Source organism: Luteibacter sp. PvP120 (assembly GCF_054055715.1).
This window is the reverse complement of sequence record NZ_JBSRXP010000001.1, coordinates 950,874-967,392: the sequence shown is the minus strand read 5'-3', so window position 1 is coordinate 967,392 and position 16,519 is coordinate 950,874. Positions and strand designations below refer to the sequence as shown.

General features: G+C 69.2%; 15 protein-coding genes. 12 read left to right on the top strand and 3 right to left on the bottom strand.

Going from position 1 to position 16,519, the window contains the following annotated elements:
• Nucleotides 1-2 precede the first annotated feature (2 nt).
• The 9 genes from ACVKN3_RS03805 to ACVKN3_RS03765 are packed head-to-tail and all read left to right on the top strand — an operon-like array spanning nucleotide 3 to nucleotide 9,441.
• On the top strand, nucleotides 3-950 hold the full coding sequence (locus ACVKN3_RS03805) for a glycosyltransferase (RefSeq protein WP_354515787.1): 948 nt from the start codon (nucleotides 3-5) through the stop codon (nucleotides 948-950).
• On the top strand, nucleotides 947-2,104 hold the full coding sequence (locus ACVKN3_RS03800) for a hypothetical protein (RefSeq protein ID WP_285406553.1): 1,158 nt from the start codon (nucleotides 947-949) through the stop codon (nucleotides 2,102-2,104). Before ACVKN3_RS03805 ends, ACVKN3_RS03800 begins: the two co-directional genes overlap by 4 nt.
• Nucleotides 2,091-2,954, top strand: a complete 864-nt coding sequence (locus ACVKN3_RS03795) for a Wzz/FepE/Etk N-terminal domain-containing protein (RefSeq protein ID WP_354515789.1) — start codon at nucleotides 2,091-2,093, stop codon at nucleotides 2,952-2,954. Before ACVKN3_RS03800 ends, ACVKN3_RS03795 begins: the two co-directional genes overlap by 14 nt.
• The gene (locus ACVKN3_RS03790; RefSeq protein ID WP_285406550.1) at nucleotides 2,951-3,772 is read left to right on the top strand and encodes a class I SAM-dependent methyltransferase; all 822 of its coding nucleotides are present in this window, start codon (nucleotides 2,951-2,953) and stop codon (nucleotides 3,770-3,772) included. The genes ACVKN3_RS03795 and ACVKN3_RS03790 overlap by 4 nt, the downstream gene beginning before the upstream one ends.
• A gap of 4 nt (nucleotides 3,773-3,776) precedes the next feature.
• Complete coding sequence (locus ACVKN3_RS03785) at nucleotides 3,777-4,985, top strand: amidohydrolase family protein (protein ID WP_354515792.1); 1,209 nt, start codon at nucleotides 3,777-3,779, stop codon at nucleotides 4,983-4,985.
• Entirely contained in the window at nucleotides 4,979-5,677 is a 699-nt protein-coding gene (locus ACVKN3_RS03780) for a class I SAM-dependent methyltransferase (protein ID WP_354515794.1), read from the top strand. Before ACVKN3_RS03785 ends, ACVKN3_RS03780 begins: the two co-directional genes overlap by 7 nt.
• Nucleotides 5,674-7,203, top strand: coding sequence for a B12-binding domain-containing radical SAM protein (locus ACVKN3_RS03775; protein ID WP_354515796.1), 1,530 nt, complete (start codon nucleotides 5,674-5,676; stop codon nucleotides 7,201-7,203). Before ACVKN3_RS03780 ends, ACVKN3_RS03775 begins: the two co-directional genes overlap by 4 nt.
• 31 nt (nucleotides 7,204-7,234) lie before the next feature.
• Complete coding sequence (locus ACVKN3_RS03770; RefSeq protein ID WP_354515954.1) at nucleotides 7,235-8,329, top strand: glycosyltransferase family 4 protein; 1,095 nt, start codon at nucleotides 7,235-7,237, stop codon at nucleotides 8,327-8,329.
• A complete protein-coding gene (locus ACVKN3_RS03765; protein ID WP_354515798.1) occupies nucleotides 8,326-9,441 on the top strand; it encodes a glycosyltransferase family 4 protein in 1,116 nt (371 codons plus the stop codon). The genes ACVKN3_RS03770 and ACVKN3_RS03765 overlap by 4 nt, the downstream gene beginning before the upstream one ends.
• On the opposite strand, the gene ACVKN3_RS03760 is transcribed toward ACVKN3_RS03765, so the two are convergent.
• Nucleotides 9,425-10,645, bottom strand: a complete 1,221-nt coding sequence (locus ACVKN3_RS03760; RefSeq protein ID WP_456991198.1) for a nucleotidyltransferase family protein — start codon at nucleotides 10,643-10,645, stop codon at nucleotides 9,425-9,427. The two genes, ACVKN3_RS03765 and ACVKN3_RS03760, sit on opposite strands and share 17 nt — an antisense overlap.
• Nucleotides 10,642-12,108 carry a B12-binding domain-containing radical SAM protein gene (locus ACVKN3_RS03755; protein ID WP_354515799.1) on the bottom strand — a complete coding sequence of 489 codons (1,467 nt, stop codon included), beginning with the start codon at nucleotides 12,106-12,108 and terminating at the stop codon, nucleotides 10,642-10,644. Before ACVKN3_RS03755 ends, ACVKN3_RS03760 begins: the two co-directional genes overlap by 4 nt.
• Before the next feature lie 166 nt (nucleotides 12,109-12,274).
• Here ACVKN3_RS03755 and ACVKN3_RS03750 point away from each other — a divergent pair, with 166 nt between their 5' ends.
• From ACVKN3_RS03750 to ACVKN3_RS03740, 3 genes are read left to right on the top strand one after another with little or no spacing between them, the layout of a single operon-like run.
• Entirely contained in the window at nucleotides 12,275-13,309 is a 1,035-nt protein-coding gene (locus ACVKN3_RS03750) for an HPr kinase/phosphorylase (RefSeq protein ID WP_354515801.1), read from the top strand.
• On the top strand, nucleotides 13,303-15,000 hold the full coding sequence (locus ACVKN3_RS03745) for an ABC transporter ATP-binding protein (RefSeq protein ID WP_354515803.1): 1,698 nt from the start codon (nucleotides 13,303-13,305) through the stop codon (nucleotides 14,998-15,000). The genes ACVKN3_RS03750 and ACVKN3_RS03745 overlap by 7 nt, the downstream gene beginning before the upstream one ends.
• Nucleotides 14,997-16,148: a pectate lyase family protein gene (locus tag ACVKN3_RS03740; RefSeq protein WP_354515805.1), complete on the top strand. Its 1,152-nt coding sequence runs from the start codon at nucleotides 14,997-14,999 to the stop codon at nucleotides 16,146-16,148. The genes ACVKN3_RS03745 and ACVKN3_RS03740 overlap by 4 nt, the downstream gene beginning before the upstream one ends.
• Here the strand turns inward: ACVKN3_RS03740 and ACVKN3_RS03735 are convergent.
• Nucleotides 16,123-16,488, bottom strand: coding sequence for a hypothetical protein (locus ACVKN3_RS03735; protein ID WP_354515807.1), 366 nt, complete (start codon nucleotides 16,486-16,488; stop codon nucleotides 16,123-16,125). The two genes, ACVKN3_RS03740 and ACVKN3_RS03735, sit on opposite strands and share 26 nt — an antisense overlap.
• Nucleotides 16,489-16,519 lie beyond the last annotated feature (31 nt).

Below are 16,519 nucleotides of genomic sequence, written 5' to 3'. Positions count from 1 at the left end.
CCATGGCGGCACAACCGGTAAGGAACGTGGCGGCGATGCCGCTGGTCTCCGTGCTGATCCCGGCGTTCAACCACGAACGCTTCGTCCAGCGCTTCCTCGACAGCGTGCTGGAGGACCCGTACCCGGCCAAGGAAATCGTCGTGATCGACGACGGCTCGACCGACGGCACCGCCGATCGCATCGCCGCCTGGGTGGCGCTGCACGAGGGCGAGTTGCCGATCGAATTCGTGCGGCGGGAGAACAAGGGCATCACCGCCACGCTCAACGAGCTGGTGGCGCGGGCGCGGGGCGAGATGCTGCGCCTGGGCTCCAGCGACGACTACCTGCTGCCGGGCGGCCTGGATGCCCAGGTACGCTACCTGCTGGCCCATCCGCGCAAGGGTGCGGTGATCGGCGATTCCATCGTGGTGGACGGGGAGGGACGCAAGCTGCACGACAGCGGCATGTGCGACCTGCACCAGGCGGACAAGCGCCTGTACCGCACCGATGACGGGATTCGCCGCGCGGTGATCACCCGCTGGGCCGTGGGCGGCCCGGTGACGCTGATCCGCAAGAGCGCGCTCGAGACAGTGTCGCGCTGGACCGAAGGCTTGCGGATCGACGACTGGGACCTGTTCCTGCGCCTGGCCGCGCACGACGCGCTGGGCTTCATCGACGTGGGCGTGTGCGCCTACCGCCTGCACGAGACCAACCTGAGCAAGACCACGCACGTGGCCACGCGGATCATCAACCTGTCCGAGGCACGGCAGGTGGCGATCCGCCGCGCCGAACTGTTCGACGAACCCTATCGCAGCCTGCTTCGCGCCGAATCGCAGTACCTTGGCGCGAAGATCGCCTTCCTGCACAAGCGCTACACGCGCGTGGCGCTGCACCTCGCGGTGTATGCCGGCCTGGTGGTCACGTCCCGCCTGCGTTTCGCCGCGCCGCATCGTCCGGAGCAGGCCACGTGATGCAGCTGCTTCGCTGGCCCTCGGCCTACCTCGGCCTGCCGATCCTGTTGGCCTGCAGCCTGACGCTGCTGACCTACGACCTGCCGGACGGTTACCTGGCCGGCATCCTGCTGCTGATGACGACGGCGGCGGCGATCCTCTTCGTGGATGCCTTCTCGACGACGCGCCTGCCGGCGATGGCGTCGTTCCGCCGGCATCGCTACGCGGGCACGCGCGACGCATTCGTGGCGCTGGCTTTCGCGGCGATGGTCGTGATCGCGTGCCTGGTCGACCTCACCGCGTTTTCCATCCCCCTGATCGACAACCCGGCCTCGTACGCCACGATGGAGAACGGCCGCGAGCACGTGCGGCACATCTCCGACATGTGCTGGACCCTGCCGTCGATCGGCCTGCTCTGCGTGCGGCGCCGCTGGCTGCGCAACGCGCTGATCCTCGTCGGGGTGGTTTTTCCCATCCTGGTAATCGACCGCAACCGGCTGTTCGCCGGGCTGATCGCGATGGGCCTGGTGATCGTGTTCCGGCGTGACGAGAGCCGGCCGTTACCCTGGAAGGTCATCGGCCTGCTGGCGCTGGCCGGCGGCGTGGCTTTCTCCGTGCTGGGCACCTTGCGCTCGGGCTCGATCGAGCATGTCACGCTGCCGTTCGGCTCGCTGTACCTGGCCATGCCGCAGGCGATCAAGTGGCTGCTGCTGTACACCAGCGCGGGGCCCTACAACTTCGGCGGCATCCTGGCCCGGCACTACGTCAACGCCGATTTCCTGGTCAACCAGCTGGTGCCGTTCAACGGCTCGGTGGCCACGGCGGGCACGGACATCCCGCTGGACGCCTCCAACATCAACATCGGTACGGAGTTCTTTCCCTTCGTCATGGCGATGGGGCCGCTCGGTGCCGTGGCGGCCATGGTCGGGCTCTACGCGATGCTGCGCTGGAGCGCCTGGCTGCTGCGCGGGGCCTCGCTGTTTCCCCTGCTGATCTTCCTGCGCGTGGCGTACGTGGCCGTGATGAGCCCGTTCGCGCCGCAGGCCTACACCTTCACCCATATCGGTTTCATCGTCCTGTGCCTGGCGATGCAGCTGTTCGCCGCCTGGCTGCCCGATCGCCGCGCGAGCGCCTTCCCCACACCCCTCGAAGTGAGTTCCCATGGAACCGGATGACATCTACCTGATCGACCTGTGGCGCGTGCTGTGTCGTCGCTGGCGCTGGGTGCTCGGCACGCTGGTGCTGGTGCTTGGCCTGACCTTCGCGTACGCCCGCGTGGCACGCAGCCAGTGGGAGGCGTCGGGCTGGATCCAGATCGGCCAGATCGCACCCACGCCCTCCGGCCAGGATCCGAAAATCGAGACCCTGCTGCGGACCATTGAACGCCTGCAGACCCGTGCGTTCCAGGATGCGGTGACCACCGGTGCGGGCCTGGCCGTGACCTCGCCGGAGGCGTCGCTGTACCGCGCCAGCCTCAAGTTCGATCCCGAGCCCTATGCCAACCTGATCCGCATGAAGGTGCGTGGCTATTCCGCGCGCCAGGCCAGCGACCTGGCCTATGCCACGGCGAACGCGCTGGCGGCGATCCACCGGCAGATCGGCGAGCTGCCACTGCGGCTGGCGCACCAGCACCTGGACGACATCCGCAAGGACCTGCGCATCGCGCTGGAGGATCGTGACCGCCTGACCCGCGAAGCGGCGGCAGGCGGCATGGGCGGCGGTGTGGCGGCCATCGCGCTGTCGAGGAAGAACGACGACATCCGCGGCTTGCAGCAGGCCGAGAGCGACATGGTGGCGCGGCTCATTCCCAACTACACCTTCGAGACCTCCATGCCGTGGCCAGTCTACGTGCCTGCGGACAAGGTCTCGCCGCATCCGGTGATGATCTGGGCGATCGGGCTGGTGATGGGCCTGCTGCTGGGCTGCGGGGTGGCTGTGGCCCGCGATGCCGCCGGCCGGGCACGCCGCGTTGAACCGAATGCGGCCGATGCGGCACTCACGGTTCCGGGCAGGAGAGACAGATGAGCGGTCGGCACACACTGGATGACACACAGCTGCTGGAAACGCAGCAGGCCTTCGACAGCGTGGCAGCGGATTACGATGGCCCGCGCGGCAACAACGAACTGATCCAGCGCATGCGCATCACCCTGTGGAACACGGTGCACGCCCAGGTGGCCGCGGGCGCGCGCCTGCTCGACCTGGGCTGCGGCACGGGCCTGGACGCCATCGAGTTCGCACGGCGCGGGTTCCGCGTGGTGGCCACGGACTGGTCGCCGCAGATGATCGCGCGCACACGCGACCGCGCCGAAGCCGCGGCCCTCACCTCGCGGGTGACGGCCACCCACCTGGGCATCCAGCAGCTGGACCGGCTGGAGGGCACCTTCGATGCCATCTATTCCAACTTCGGTCCGCTGAACTGCGCGCCCGACCTGCCCGCGGTGGCCGCCGAATGCGCGCGGCTGCTGGCGCCGGGCGGCACGCTGGTGTTCTCGGTGATGGGCCGGATCTGCCCCTGGGAAGTGGCGCACTACGCGCGCCGGGGCCGGTTCCGCCGGGCCGCGGTACGTGCGGCGCGCGGCGCCACCGCCGTGGGCATGAACAACCACACGATCTGGACGTACTACTACCTGCCGCGGGAGTTCTACCGCGCGTTCGCGCCGTCGTTCACCCTGGGCAGCTACCGCGCACTCAGCCTGTTCATGCCGCCGCCGTACCTCGTGGACCGCTACCGGCGTCGTCCCGCACGCTACGAACGGCTCGGCCGCTGGGACGATCGCCTCGGCGAGGTGCCGCTGTTGCGCGACATGGGCGATCATTTCCTGATCGTCATGCATCGGCGATAAGGCGATGACGGTGACGCGACGGTGCTCGGACGTCGACCTGCGCGGCGCGGTGACGGTGTCGCCGGAGGGTGTGTCGCGCCTGCCGATGGGCATGCGTGCGGGGCGCGTCGTCATCGCCGCGGGTACCACGTCGTATCGGGTGGACCTGCGCGATCATCTCGTCTTCCCCGGCCTGATCAACGCGCACGATCACCTGCACATCAACGGCGTGCCCCCGCTGCAGCATGCCGCGCCGTTTCCGAACAGCTACGCGTGGATCGAGGCGTTCCAGGCACATTTTGCCGATCCCGCGGTGGCCGCCGCGCTGGCCGTGCCCAAGGCGGCGCGCCTGCGCCACGGGGCACTGAAGAACCTGCTGGCCGGCACCACGTTCGTCGCCCACCACGATCCCGCGCATGCCGTGTTCGATGCGGAGGATTTTCCCGTCGGCGTGCTGCGCGGGTTCGGCTGGAGCTATGCGCTGGGCGGTCCCGACTACGGTCCGCCGGTGAACGAGAGTTTCGCGGCGTGTGCCACGGATCGTCCCTGGATGATCCACCTGGCCGAAGGCACGGACGAGGTGGCCGGCTCCGAACTGACTCGGCTGGATGCGCTGGGTTGCCTGGCATCCCACACGGTGCTGATCCACGGTGTCGGCCTCGGTGCGGACGACGTGGATCGCGTGATCGACGCCGGCGCCGCCGTGGTCTGGTGCCCGTCGAGTAACCGGGCGTTGCTGGGCCGGACGCTCGACCCGCACCGTCTGCACGAGGCCGGCCGCCTGGCGCTGGGTACCGATTCGCGCGTCAGCGGCAGCCGCGACCTGCTGGAGGAACTGCGGGTGGCCGGGTCACGCGACGGCCTGGCCGCCTCTTCGCTACTGGCCCTGGTGACCACCGATGCCGCCCGTATCCTGCGCACACCGGGGCGTGGCGAGCTGGTCCATGGCGCGCAAGCGGACATGGTGATCGTGGAGGACCGTGGCGGTCCGGCGGCACGCAGCCTGCTGAACGCCTCGCGGGCCGAGCTGCGCGCGGTAGTGCGCGGCGGCCTGCCGCGCATCGCCGATCCGGATTTCGCCGACTGGTTCGACGCCGCGGGTGTCGAGACGGTGGCGGTCACCCTGGACGGCCGGCCGAAACTGCTCGACCGCACGCTCGCCGATCCCGCCGTGCTGGCCCTGGAGCCGGGCCTGGCGCGGGTCGAAGCGCGCTCGCGGCAACGCGCATGCTGAGCGTCCCCGTGCTCGACCCCTCGGAAGCCTACGCCCTCTGGGCCGACAGCTATCCGCCCCATGCCCATAACCCCGTGATGCTGGCGGAGGAGCGCGCGATGCTCGCGCTGCTGCCCGGGCGCCTGGACGGCATGCGGGTGCTCGATGCCGGCTGCGGCAGCGGCCGCTACGTGCTGCACGCGCTGGCCCGCGGCGCCGCCCACGTCCGTGGCATCGACCTGTCGCCGCCCATGCTGGAGCGTGCACGCGGTGCGCTGGCCGGGCATGCGGATGCCGGGCGGGTGGCGTTGCACGAAGGCAGCCTCACCGCGCTGCCGGCCCCCGCCGAGACGGCCGACCTGACGGTATGCGGGCTGGTGGTCGGTCATCTGCCCGACCTGCACCCGGCGTTGGCCGAACTGCATCGCGTGACGCGTCCGGGAGGCCGCGTGGTGTGCAGCGATTTCCATCCGATCGGCGCGGCGCTTGGTTGGCAGCGTGATTTCCGCGCAGGCGGCGAACGTTACGCCGTCCGCCACACGCGTCACCTCTACGGCCATTGGCACGCGGCGTGCACCGCGCTGGGCCTGGCGATCGAGCGGGTCATCGAGCCGATGCTCGATCCCGCCGATATCCCTGCCGGCGCGCGATTCGATCCGGCGGCGCTGCACGTGCCCGTCGCCCTGGTGTTCCAGCTGAGGCGCCTTCCATGAATGCTTTCCAGACCACGCCCGCCGGTGCGCGGACGTTGCTGGTCAACCCGACCATCACCTCGCCGTCGAGCGCGCGGTTCCCGCTGTCGTTGCTGCACCTGGCCGCGGCGCTGGACCGCCATGGCGACAGCCGCATCGTCGATGGCAACGTGCACCGCGACGTGGTCGGCGCCACGCTGGACGTGTTGGCGCACGAACGCTTCGATGCCGTGGGCATCAGCGTCATGGGCGGTCCGCAGATCGAGCCGTCCATCGCCGTGTCGAAGGCGATCCGCGAGCGCTTCCCGCAGTTGCCGATCGTGTGGGGCGGCTACTTCCCCACGTTGTATACCGATACCGCGCTGTCGGCCCCGTATGTCGATTACGCGATCCGGGGGCAGGGCGAGGAAAGCCTGCCCGAACTGATGGCCGCACTGACCACACCGGGGCGCGACATGGCGACCATCGGCGGCCTGTCGTGGAAGCGGGACGGCATGGTGGTGCACAACCCCAACCGGCGTTTTTCGCTCGGCGACAGTGGCATCGTGCTGCCTTACGACAAGCTGGGCGATCCACGTCGCTACCTCGCGCGCACGTTCCTGGGCCGGCGTACCGTCGCGCACCAGGCGGCGATCGGCTGCCGCTTCCGCTGTACGTTCTGCGGCGTGGCCGCGATGTTCGGCGGCACCACGGCGCTGCCGACCGCGGCACGGCTGGAACGCGACCTGGGTTACCTCAAGCACGAACTGGGGGCCGACTCCGTCCAGTTCTTCGATCACAACTTCTTCGATCGCGAGGAAGACATGATCCCGCTGCTGGAAGTGATGGCGAAGCTGGAGATGCCCTGGTGGTGCTACGCCCGCTCGGACGCCTTGCTGAAGCTGTCCGAGAGCACCTGGAAACTGGTGCGGAAGAGCCGCCTGCAGATGGCGTATATCGGCGCGGAGTCGCCCAACGGCCAGATGCTGAAGGAAATCCGCAAGGGCACACGCCCGGACCAGACGCTGGAAGTGGCGGAACTGTGCCGCCGGCACGGGGTGATCCCGGAACTGTCCTTCATGGTGGCGCCGCCGGAGAATACGGAGGAAGAGACCCATCTCACGTTCGAGTTCATCCGTGAGCTGAAGAAGATCAACCCCGCGTCCGAGATCATCGTCTACATCTACACGCCGCTGCCGGAGTCGAGCAAGCACGAGAAGGATCGCGGCAAGCACCCCGGCATGGCGTTGCGCGACCTCAATGGCGATCCCGTGGTCTTCCCGACGTCACCGGAGGAGTGGATGCAGAAGCGCTGGGTGGATTACGCCTGCCATGCCGACGCCCCCTGGCTCACCGACGACCTGCGCCGGCATATCCAGGACTTCGTCACGGTGCTGCGTTGCCGCTTTCCCACCGTGCAGGACCTGCGTTCGCCGCCGTGGGCCAAGCGAGGACTGAGCGCGCTGGCCGCACGTCGCTACCGGCAGGGGCGCTACGACCGGCCGTGGGAACTCAACCTCGCCAACCGCCTAGTGCGCCTGCGCCTGCCACAGGTTTCCGGGCTGTAGGGTGCACGTCGCGCAGGTCAACGTGCAGCCCATGCCGGCGGCGTGCAGCCCCGAGGAGCTGTTCGTCCACTGGCCGTCGATGGCGGATATTCCCGAGGCGACGGCCACCGCCGGCACGCGGGTCTCGGTCGTCCAAGCCGCGGCATGCGACCTGCATCTCACCCGGCAGGGCATCGATTACCACTTCGTCGACCTGCGCGGCACGACGTCGGCGGCGACGCGCGCAGTGCGCTTCGTCGACGTGCTGTACCGGCTGTCGCCCGATGTGCTCCACCTGCATGGCCTGGGCTTCGCGCACGATGCCTTCGAGTTGCACCGACGGTTGCCCGACCTGCCCATCCTCATCCAGGACCATGCCGACCCGCCGCCGACCCGCTGGCTGCGCCTGCCGTACCGTCGCTGGTACGCCGCGGCGTCGGGGGTCGCCTTCACCTCGGCGGCCATGGCCATGCCCTTCACCTCGGCCGGTCTGTTCGCGCCCGGCACGCGTGTGTTCGCCATCCCGGAGTCCAGCAGCCGGTTCGTTCCGGGCGACAGGGCGACGGCACGCGCGAAGAGCGGCCTGCATGGCAGCCCGTGCGTCCTCTCGATCGGCCATCTCGCCGAAGGCAAGGACCCGCTCACCGTGCTGGAAGGCTTCGCGCGGGCCGCGCTGCACCTGCCGGACGCGCACCTGTGGATCGCGTTCGGCACCGCACCGATGCTGGCGCAGGTGCAACGGCGCGTGGCCGAGGATGGGCGTCTCGCCCGACGCGTGCACCTGCTCGGCAACCTGGCCCACGCCGATGTGCAGACCGCGCTCCAGGCCGCCGATCTGTTCGTCTCGGGCAGTCGCGCCGAAAGCTGCGGCTTTGCCCTGCTGGAGGCGCTCGCGTGCGGGGTCACCCCGGTGGTGACGGATATTCCCGCGTTTCGCGCACTCACGCTCGGGCGCATCGGCGAACTCTGGCCGGTCGGCGATGCCGGAAGCCTGGCCGCGGCACTGGTGCGTGCGTCGGCCGGGCGACCCTCGGCGGCCAGCGTACGCGCGCATTTCGACAAGGCGTTGTCGTTCGCGGCCGTGGGTAGCCACTGGGCCGAGGCGTATGCCGCGCTCGTGGGCCATCGACACGAGGGCAGGGCATGAAGCTGGCCATCGTGCTTCCCGGGGGTGTCGACCGCTCCGGCGAGTACCGGGTAATTCCCGTGTTCCTGGCGCTGATCGAACGGCTGGCCCGTCGGCACGAGGTGCACGTGTTCGTGCTGTACCAGGAGCCGCTGCCGGCCACATGGCGGCTGGTCGGCGCAAAGATCCACAACATCGGCCGGCGGCGATCGCGCCTGCGCGCCGTCGCGGCGATCCGCGCCGAACACCGCATCGCACCGTTCGACCTGGTCCAGTCGATCTTTTCCGGCGATTGCGGACTGATCGCCGTGGTCGCGGCGATGCTGATCGCTCGCCCGAGCGCGGTCCATGTGGCCGGCGGGGAACTGGTGGCGCTGCATGCCATCGGCTACGGCGGCCGCCGTGACTGGAAGGGTCGCCTGCGCGAAACCTTCGTACTGCGCTTCGCCGATGCGGTGACCGCGGCCAGTGCGCCGATCATTGACGCGTTGCGCGGCCTGCGGGTAGCAGCACGTCGCCTGCCGCTGGGCGTGGACCTCGACGCATGGCCGGTGCGGGCACCGCGTCGCCGCGCGCAGGGCACGGCGCGGCTGATCCACGTGGCCAGCCTCAACCGCGTCAAGGACCAGACCACGCTGCTGCATGCCATGGCGCGGGTGACCTCACCGTTCGTGCTGGATATCGTCGGTGTCGATACGCTGGACGGCGAGATCCACGCGCTGGCGCAACGGCTGGGACTGGACGACCGCGTGCATTTCCTCGGTTTTCGCACACAGCGGCAGTTGCAGCCGCTGCTGGTGGCCGCCGACCTCTTGCTGGTGTCGTCGTTGCATGAGGCCGGCCCGCTGGTCGTGCTGGAAGCCGCCGTGGCCGGCGTGCCCACCGTGGGCACCGCCGTCGGTCATCTCGTGGAGTGGGCCCCGGCGGCAGCGCTGGCGGTGCCGGTGAACGACGCCGGGGCGTTGGCCGGCTGCATCCAGCGGGTGCTCGACGACGAAGACCTGCGGCTGCGGCTTGCCAGGGAAGCGCAGCAGCGCGCCGTGGCCGAGGACGCCGACATGACGTCGCGCGCGTTCGAGACGCTCTATCGTGAGGTGCGCGCCCGCCGCGGCGCGGTCAGCCCGGACGACTGACGCCGTAGCCGAGTGCGGCGCGCACGACGTAGAGCGTGTCCATGCGCGGCACCGGCCGGGTCAGCCGGGTGAGTATCCGCCGACCGTGGCTGCGCTTCACCCAGGCCTGGCCTTGCAGCCACAGCTGCGTACGCGCCAGGTCGGCGCGCTCCTGCACGTTTTCCTCGGTGAGGCGGAAGCGGTTGCGCACGGCGCGGCCGATGTCCCGCATCGTGCGCGCCCATTCGATCCCGGGCAGCGCCTGTGCCCAGAGCGCGGAGCACGACAGTTGCGTGAGCGTGCGGCGGCGCGAGGTGCGCCGTAGCCAGCCGTGGCACTCGCCATCCAGCCGTGCGACCACCGCAGGCGGGATCGACCCGGGGTAGTACCGCGAGACCAGCGCCAGCGGTGGGAACGCCCACCATGCGGAGCCGTCGGTCCACAGCACGTCCCAGTCCGGGGTATCCATGCGTGCGGCAAGCAGGGCGATGTCGTGCAGGTGCAGCAGCCGGATACTGCGGCCGCAGATGTTGCCGGCGGCATGCAGCAGCAGGTGGCACATCAGGGCGCCGTGTGACGGGTAGGGCTGGATGCCCGGCTCGTGCAGCGGCACGCGGGCGGTGATGTCCACCGTGGCGATGGGCAACCGTTCCTGGATACGGGTGTGCAGCTCGATGTTGACCGGCGTATCGCGATGTTCGCCCAGGCCGACCGTCGGCGCGCCCACGGCCGGCTTGAACGCACGATGCCGCCAGTGCGCGAAGGATTCCACATAGCCCAGGTTCTTCAACAGCCCGGACGCGGCGTCGAGGTCGGCCTCGGCGACCAGCAGGTCGATGTCCGCCATCGGTCGCTCGCCAGGTGTGTAGACGCCCAGGGCATGCAGGGCCGAGCCCTTCAGGGCCACCAGCGAGACCGATGCCGCGCGCGCACCGGCATCGATACGTTCCAGCAGCGTCGCGATACGCCGGTGGCGTGCCTCCACATGGGCGCGCTGTTCGGCGAGGAACGGGTTCCAGCACGGGTGCTGCCAGCCCGTGTGCGCGGCCAGCAGGGGCGACACGCCATGCGCGGCGGCCGCGGCCAGGGCGAGCCGCCATTGCAGGTCGGTCCAGTCGGGCGTGGTGCTTTCCGGTGCCGGCATGGCCAGCTGGACGGCCAACGCTTCGGTCGCGTGCCGCAGTCCCCGGCGGATGGACGACAGTGGCGGCAGGCCCGCGCTCAAAGCTGGGTCAAGGCGATACGTCGCCTCGCCTCGCGCGGCACCGGCGTGGGATTCTCGTTGCGGTGCAGGTGTTCGCGGGCCACCAGCACATCCCAGCGGGCGTCCAGCGCGTCGCGCTGTGTCGCGGGTGCATGGCGCAGCGTGACCTCCTCGTGCAGCAGGTCGCGCACGCTGCGGTAGAAAGCGGAATCGTAGGCGCCGCGGAACATCATCGCCAGGTCGCCGCTTTCCTCCCAGTGTGTCTGGTGGCCCAGCTGGGCTTTCACTTCTTCGTAGAACGGCGTGCCGGGCAGCGGGTAGGACACGCTCACCCCCACATCGTCGGGTGCGGCGCGGACCACCAGGTCGCGCGTGGCGAGCAGGTCGTCCAGCGCCTCGCCGAGGTAACCGAGCTGGATGAAGAAACCGACGCGGATGCCCTGCGCGCCCAGTCGTTCGCGCGCGGCGATCAGATCGGGCACGCGCGTGCCCTTGGTCATGCGGTCCAGCACGCGCTGGCTGCCGCTCTCCGCGCCGATCCACGCCTCGGCGCAGCCGGCCCGCGCCAGCGCGGTGACCATGCGCTCGCTGGCCAGGTCCGCGCGCGTCTGGATCATGAAGGGGATGGAGCCGTCGTTCGCCTCGAGGTGCTCGGCGAACGCTGTGACCCAGTCCACGTGGAAACCGAAGATGTCGTCGGCCATCCAGATGTGGTCAGGCGCGTAGGTCGTCTTGAGGTAAGCCATCTCCGCGGCGACGTCCCCGGCGGGACGCTGCTTGTAGTGGTTGCCCCAGATCGGTTTCGCGCACCAGTTGCAGCGGAACGGGCAACCGCGCGATGCGGCCATGTTGAGGCTGAAGTAACCGTGCCGCTCGCGCCAGAACGTGCGGTAGCGCGGCATGTCGATCAGGTCCCACGCCGGCTGCCCGACCAGGCGTCCATCCGGTGGGAGGATGCCGGTGCGGTGAACCTGCGTCTGTCCCGTCACTCGCGTGGCAATGCCGGGCACGCCGTCGGTCCAGGCATGGGCGTCGATGTCCGGCCGTTCTGCGAGCCGGTCCGTCAGCGCGAGCAGGGCGGCGATGCCCTCGCCGATCAGCACGACGTCCGCCCCGGCGTCGAGGAAGGCATCGGGGTGATCCGAGGCATCCGATCCCGCGACGATCACCCGGGCGCCGGCCGCGCGCGCCTCGCCGATCATCCGGCAGGCCGCGTCGCGCATGCGGCTCAGGCACATCTTGGTAAGGAAGTTGAAGTTGTCTTCGTAGAAGACGACCAGATCCGGCGCGGCCTCCTTCAACGTGGGGGCATAGTCCGTGACGCCATCGGCCAGCATCGCGTCGAACAGCGACAGGGCATGGCCGCCGTCACGCAGCAGCGCCGCGATCTGGATCGTGGCCAGCGGGGGATAGGGTTTGCCGCGTTCCCACTGCTTCCGGTCGTCGCGAAGGAAGTAGGAGTGGCCGACCTGGATCGTAAGCATCGCGATTGAGCCTGTGCGCGGTTTGCCTCGTGAGTGCCGCTGCGAGCGGTATGGGTTGTGCTTTTTTGCGGCGGCAACCTTTGCCGGCCGGCGGCGCACTCACGATCACTATTCCGACCGTGGCGTCGCCGGTGTCACGGCGCGGCCCCGGCCAACGAGCGGCGAGATGGCCTTGACCAACCAGCAAGATCCCGACGTGACCGATCCCTTCTCGGAGCGCGCGGTGCTGCCGTTCACGGTATGCAAGGAACTGCTCGGCGGACGCTTTCAGTTCGACAGTAGCAGCGAGGCGTTGCTGGACCTGGTGGAGGCCGCGTATGGCGGACTTCCCGCGCAACGATGGCACGACGTGCCGTCGGTGTTTCGCGTCGAATTGCGGCTGGTCATGCGTAAACCGCGCCATGGCGCCGGGCCACCGCCCGCGGTGCGTACGCAGGCGGGCGCGGGCCTGCTCTGCGGTGTCATGGATGAATCCAACTACGTCGTGGTCTCGCCGGATCGACACCATGCGCTGGTCGTGGTGTCGCAGGACATGCTGGCGCATCCCTATCATGTTCGCTACGAACTGATCGAATTCGCCGTCTACCTGCTGGCGGCGCGCGGCATGGACCTGGTGCCGTTGCATGGTGCCTGCGTGGGCAAGCACGGGCGCGGTGTACTGCTGCTGGGCAGCAGCGGTGCCGGCAAGTCGACACTGGCGCTGCAGTGCCTGTCGCAGGGCATGGACTTCGTCTCGGAGGATGCCGTGCTGGTGCAGCCGGCGGGCATGCTGGCGACCGGCGTGGCCAACTTCCTGCACGTGCGGGCGGATGCGTTGCGCTTCGTCGACGATGAGGCGACCCGCCGCTGGATCGCCGCAGCCCCCGTCATCCGCCGGCGCAGCGGCGTGGAAAAATTCGAAGCCGACCTGCGTGGGCGCGCGCGAGCGCTGGGCACGCCGCTGGCCCTGGTCGGCGCCGTGTTCGTTTCCGACCGGATGGCGGCCGATCCCGATCGGTTGCTGGCGCCGCTGTCCCCCGAGGACGTGGCCGCGCGCATCGAGGTCGACCAGCCCTATGCCGCCGGACAACACGGATGGCGCCGTTTCCTGCATGGCCTGTGCGCGCTGGGCGGTCACGAACTGCGTCGGGGACGGCATCCGCGCGCATCGGCCCACGCCTTGCGCGATCTCCTCCGCCGGCACGACATGGCGGCATGCTGATGCCTGCCGGTGTCCGCTCGCGCGGCCCGTTGCGTTCGCTGGTGACCTCGCTCTCACCGGGTGACCGGATCGCCCTGGCCACCTATGTCGCCTTGTCGTTGGCCTCGGCGCTGGTGGGCAGCCTTGCCGCTCTGCTGCTGGTGCCGCTGATCCAGCCCGGCCAGGCGGCGCCCCTGGGCGCGATAGGCATTGCATGGCGGCCGCCGCCCGACCTGCAGGTGCTCGCCTTTCTTGCGGTTACCACGTCGTTCGCCTGGCTGCGCTGGCAGTCGGCACGTGTCGGTGCGCGACTGGTGGGGCGTTACGGCCTGGACCTGCGGCGACGTGTCCATGCCAGCCTCGTCGGTGCACCGCTGGCGTCGCTGGCCGATGCCACGTCGGCGGAGATCGCCAACGTGCTCACGTACAACATCGAGATCGTGGTGCAGGGTTTCACGGCGCTGCAGCAGTTGCTGGTGGCGGGCGTCACCGCGGCGGTCAGCCTGGCGTTCGCATTCTGGCTGTCGCCCGGCCTGATGCTGGCGACGCCGTTGCTGATGGCGGTGGCCATCGCCGCGTCACGGCTGTTCGGGCGCGAGCAGTCGCGGGTCAGCCGGCAGTACGTGACGGACATGACGACACTGTTCTGGCACAGCGAGGATTTTCCGCGGCGCCTTCGCCACGTACGCTCGTTCGGGCGCGAAGCCGCGGAAAAAGCGAGTTACGGCGCGATTTCCGCTCGCCTGGCCCATGGCTACGCGCGTCAGGTCGAGCTGGTCGCTTCCGGGCGGATGTTGCTGGAACTGCTGGGCGCGGCCGGTATCACCGCCGTACTGGTGCTGGCACGGCACTGGCACGGGATCGATCCCGCGTCCCTGATCGCCGTCTGCCTGCTGCTGGGCCGTCTGTTCCCGTACATGGTGTCCAGCCGGCAAAGCTTCCAGCAGCTGCGGTCCGCCGTGCCGGCTTTCGAACTGTGGGAACGCTATGCGCGACTCGGCGCCACCGCCGGGTCGGTAGCGGTCGCCACCTGCCCACCGGGCACGTTGCGGATCGTCCGCCTGCGGGTCGTGCCGCCCACCGAAGGCGTGGAGGTACGCGACCTGGACCTGGTGCCGGGCCGGATGATCCTGGTCTTCGGCGATTCGGGTATCGGCAAGAGCAGCCTCGTCGACGTGCTGGCTGGCATGGCCGAGCCCGAGGCATTCGAAGCCACGCTCGATGGTCGCCCGCTGGCGTTCGGGCGTTATCGCGACCTCGTGCGGCACGGTGCCTATGTCGGGCAGAACGTGCGGCCATGGCAGACATCGGTGCGCGAGTGCCTGCTTTGGGCCGCACCCGAGGCGGACGAGGCGGCCTTGCGCGACGCCCTGGCGGATGTGGGCCTGGACGTCCGGCTGGCGCGTGCGAGCGAGGGCCTGGATACCGCGTTGCACGGATCGTCCAGCCGCCTGTCCGGTGGAGAACTGCAACGCCTCATGCTGGCCCAGGTGATCCTGCGGCAGCCGGCGCTGGCCGTACTGGACGAGGCGACCAGCGCACTGGATGCCGCTTCCGAGCGGATCGTGCTGGAGCGCCTGAAACGCCGTCTTCCGCGTACCATCCTGATCGTCGTCTCGCATCGCGCGGACGTCGCGACGATCGCGGACCGCACGTTGCATCTCGGCTCGGTGACGGGCCGGTCGACCATCCCCGGGAAGGCGCCCGCATGACCATCAAACGAACGCTTTCGCTGGGTGCCCTCGCCGTGGCCCTGGGTTTGTCTTTGCCCGTGGCCGCCGTGCGTGCCGGTCACAGCGGACACGCCGCCACGGGTGGCTTTTCCACGGCGACCGGCTCCGTTGAGTCTGCGACGACGGTGGCGACGCTGGCGCAGCTTCGTGCGGCGGTCGCGTCGTCCCGGCACCATATCGTGGTGGACGGGGCGATCTACGGCGGTCCGGTGCCGGTCACGATCCTCTTCGGCAGCACGGCGTGGAATGACACGACGATCGAAGGCGCGCCCGGCGGCAAGGCGGTGCTGGAGAACATCCAACTGAAGTTCGACGGCGAACAACTGCCCGTGGGTCAGGCCATCGAGAACATCGTGGTAAGGAACATCACCTTCCACGGCCGCATCGCGGACTTGCAGGCCTTGCCGCCCCAGGTCTTCGGTACGCCGGACACCATCGGCATCAATTACGAGGGGGTGTCGCTTAGGCGGACGGTGAACGCGTGGATCGACCACTGCACGTTCTACGACACCAGCGACGACCTTCTGAGCGTCACGCTCGGCTCCGACGACGTCACGTTGTCGTATGACCATTTCTACTTCACCGAGGCCTGGCTGACCATGGACCCGGACCCTCTGTGGAACTGGGTCGGCCGCTATAGCGACCTGGCCAACGAACGGCTGGCCATGATCGTCGGCGCCAACCCGTCGGACTCCTACAGCTACGGGTCGCACGCGCTGCACGTCACGCTTCACCACGACTGGTTCGGTCCGCGGGTCAAGGGCCGCCCCTTGTTGCGCGGCTGGATCCACGCCTACGACAACTACTTCGACAATGCGTCGCCGCCATCGGCGGGGCCGGCCGCGCGGGCCGGTGCGGGACAGTACACGGCGTTGCAGGTGGGCAGCGGTGCGGTGGTGTATTCGGAAGCCAACTATTTCATGGGCACCCACCAGAGCAACGAGATCGGCCTGGACAAGCCCGGCGACGCCCATGCGTTCTACGAGCGTGACAACGTCTATCGGACGACGACCGGCCAGTCCGCCGTCGGCACGCCGTTCCTGCGGCCGCCGGTCGCCTATGCCTACACCCTCGATCCCGCTTCGGATGTTCCCGACCGCGTCAAGGGGAGCGCCGGGCCGCACTGAGCCCACCCTGGTCCGTCGTCGTCGTCGTTGTCGGCACGGCACGTACGCGGCCCGTGCGTCCGCTGACGTCGGCAACCAGCGTCTTCAGCCCCTGCAGAGCGGCCGCGATGTTCTGCTCGGGTACCGCGATACGGATGGCTGCCTTACGCTGGAACGTCTGGATCGTCACCCCGCGCAGCAACGGCGGGCTGTTGCGCGCGAAGCGCCGGAACGCGGCCCGCCAGCGTGGCGAAGGGGTCGGGTCGAGGATGGCGTAGACGGTCTCGTACCCGGGCGGTTGCGCCCCGGGGTCCATGTCCAGGTAAAGAATACGTACTGGCGTGTCGTGGTGTTCGCGCATGGCGACATTCTCCGCGGGATGGATGACAGAA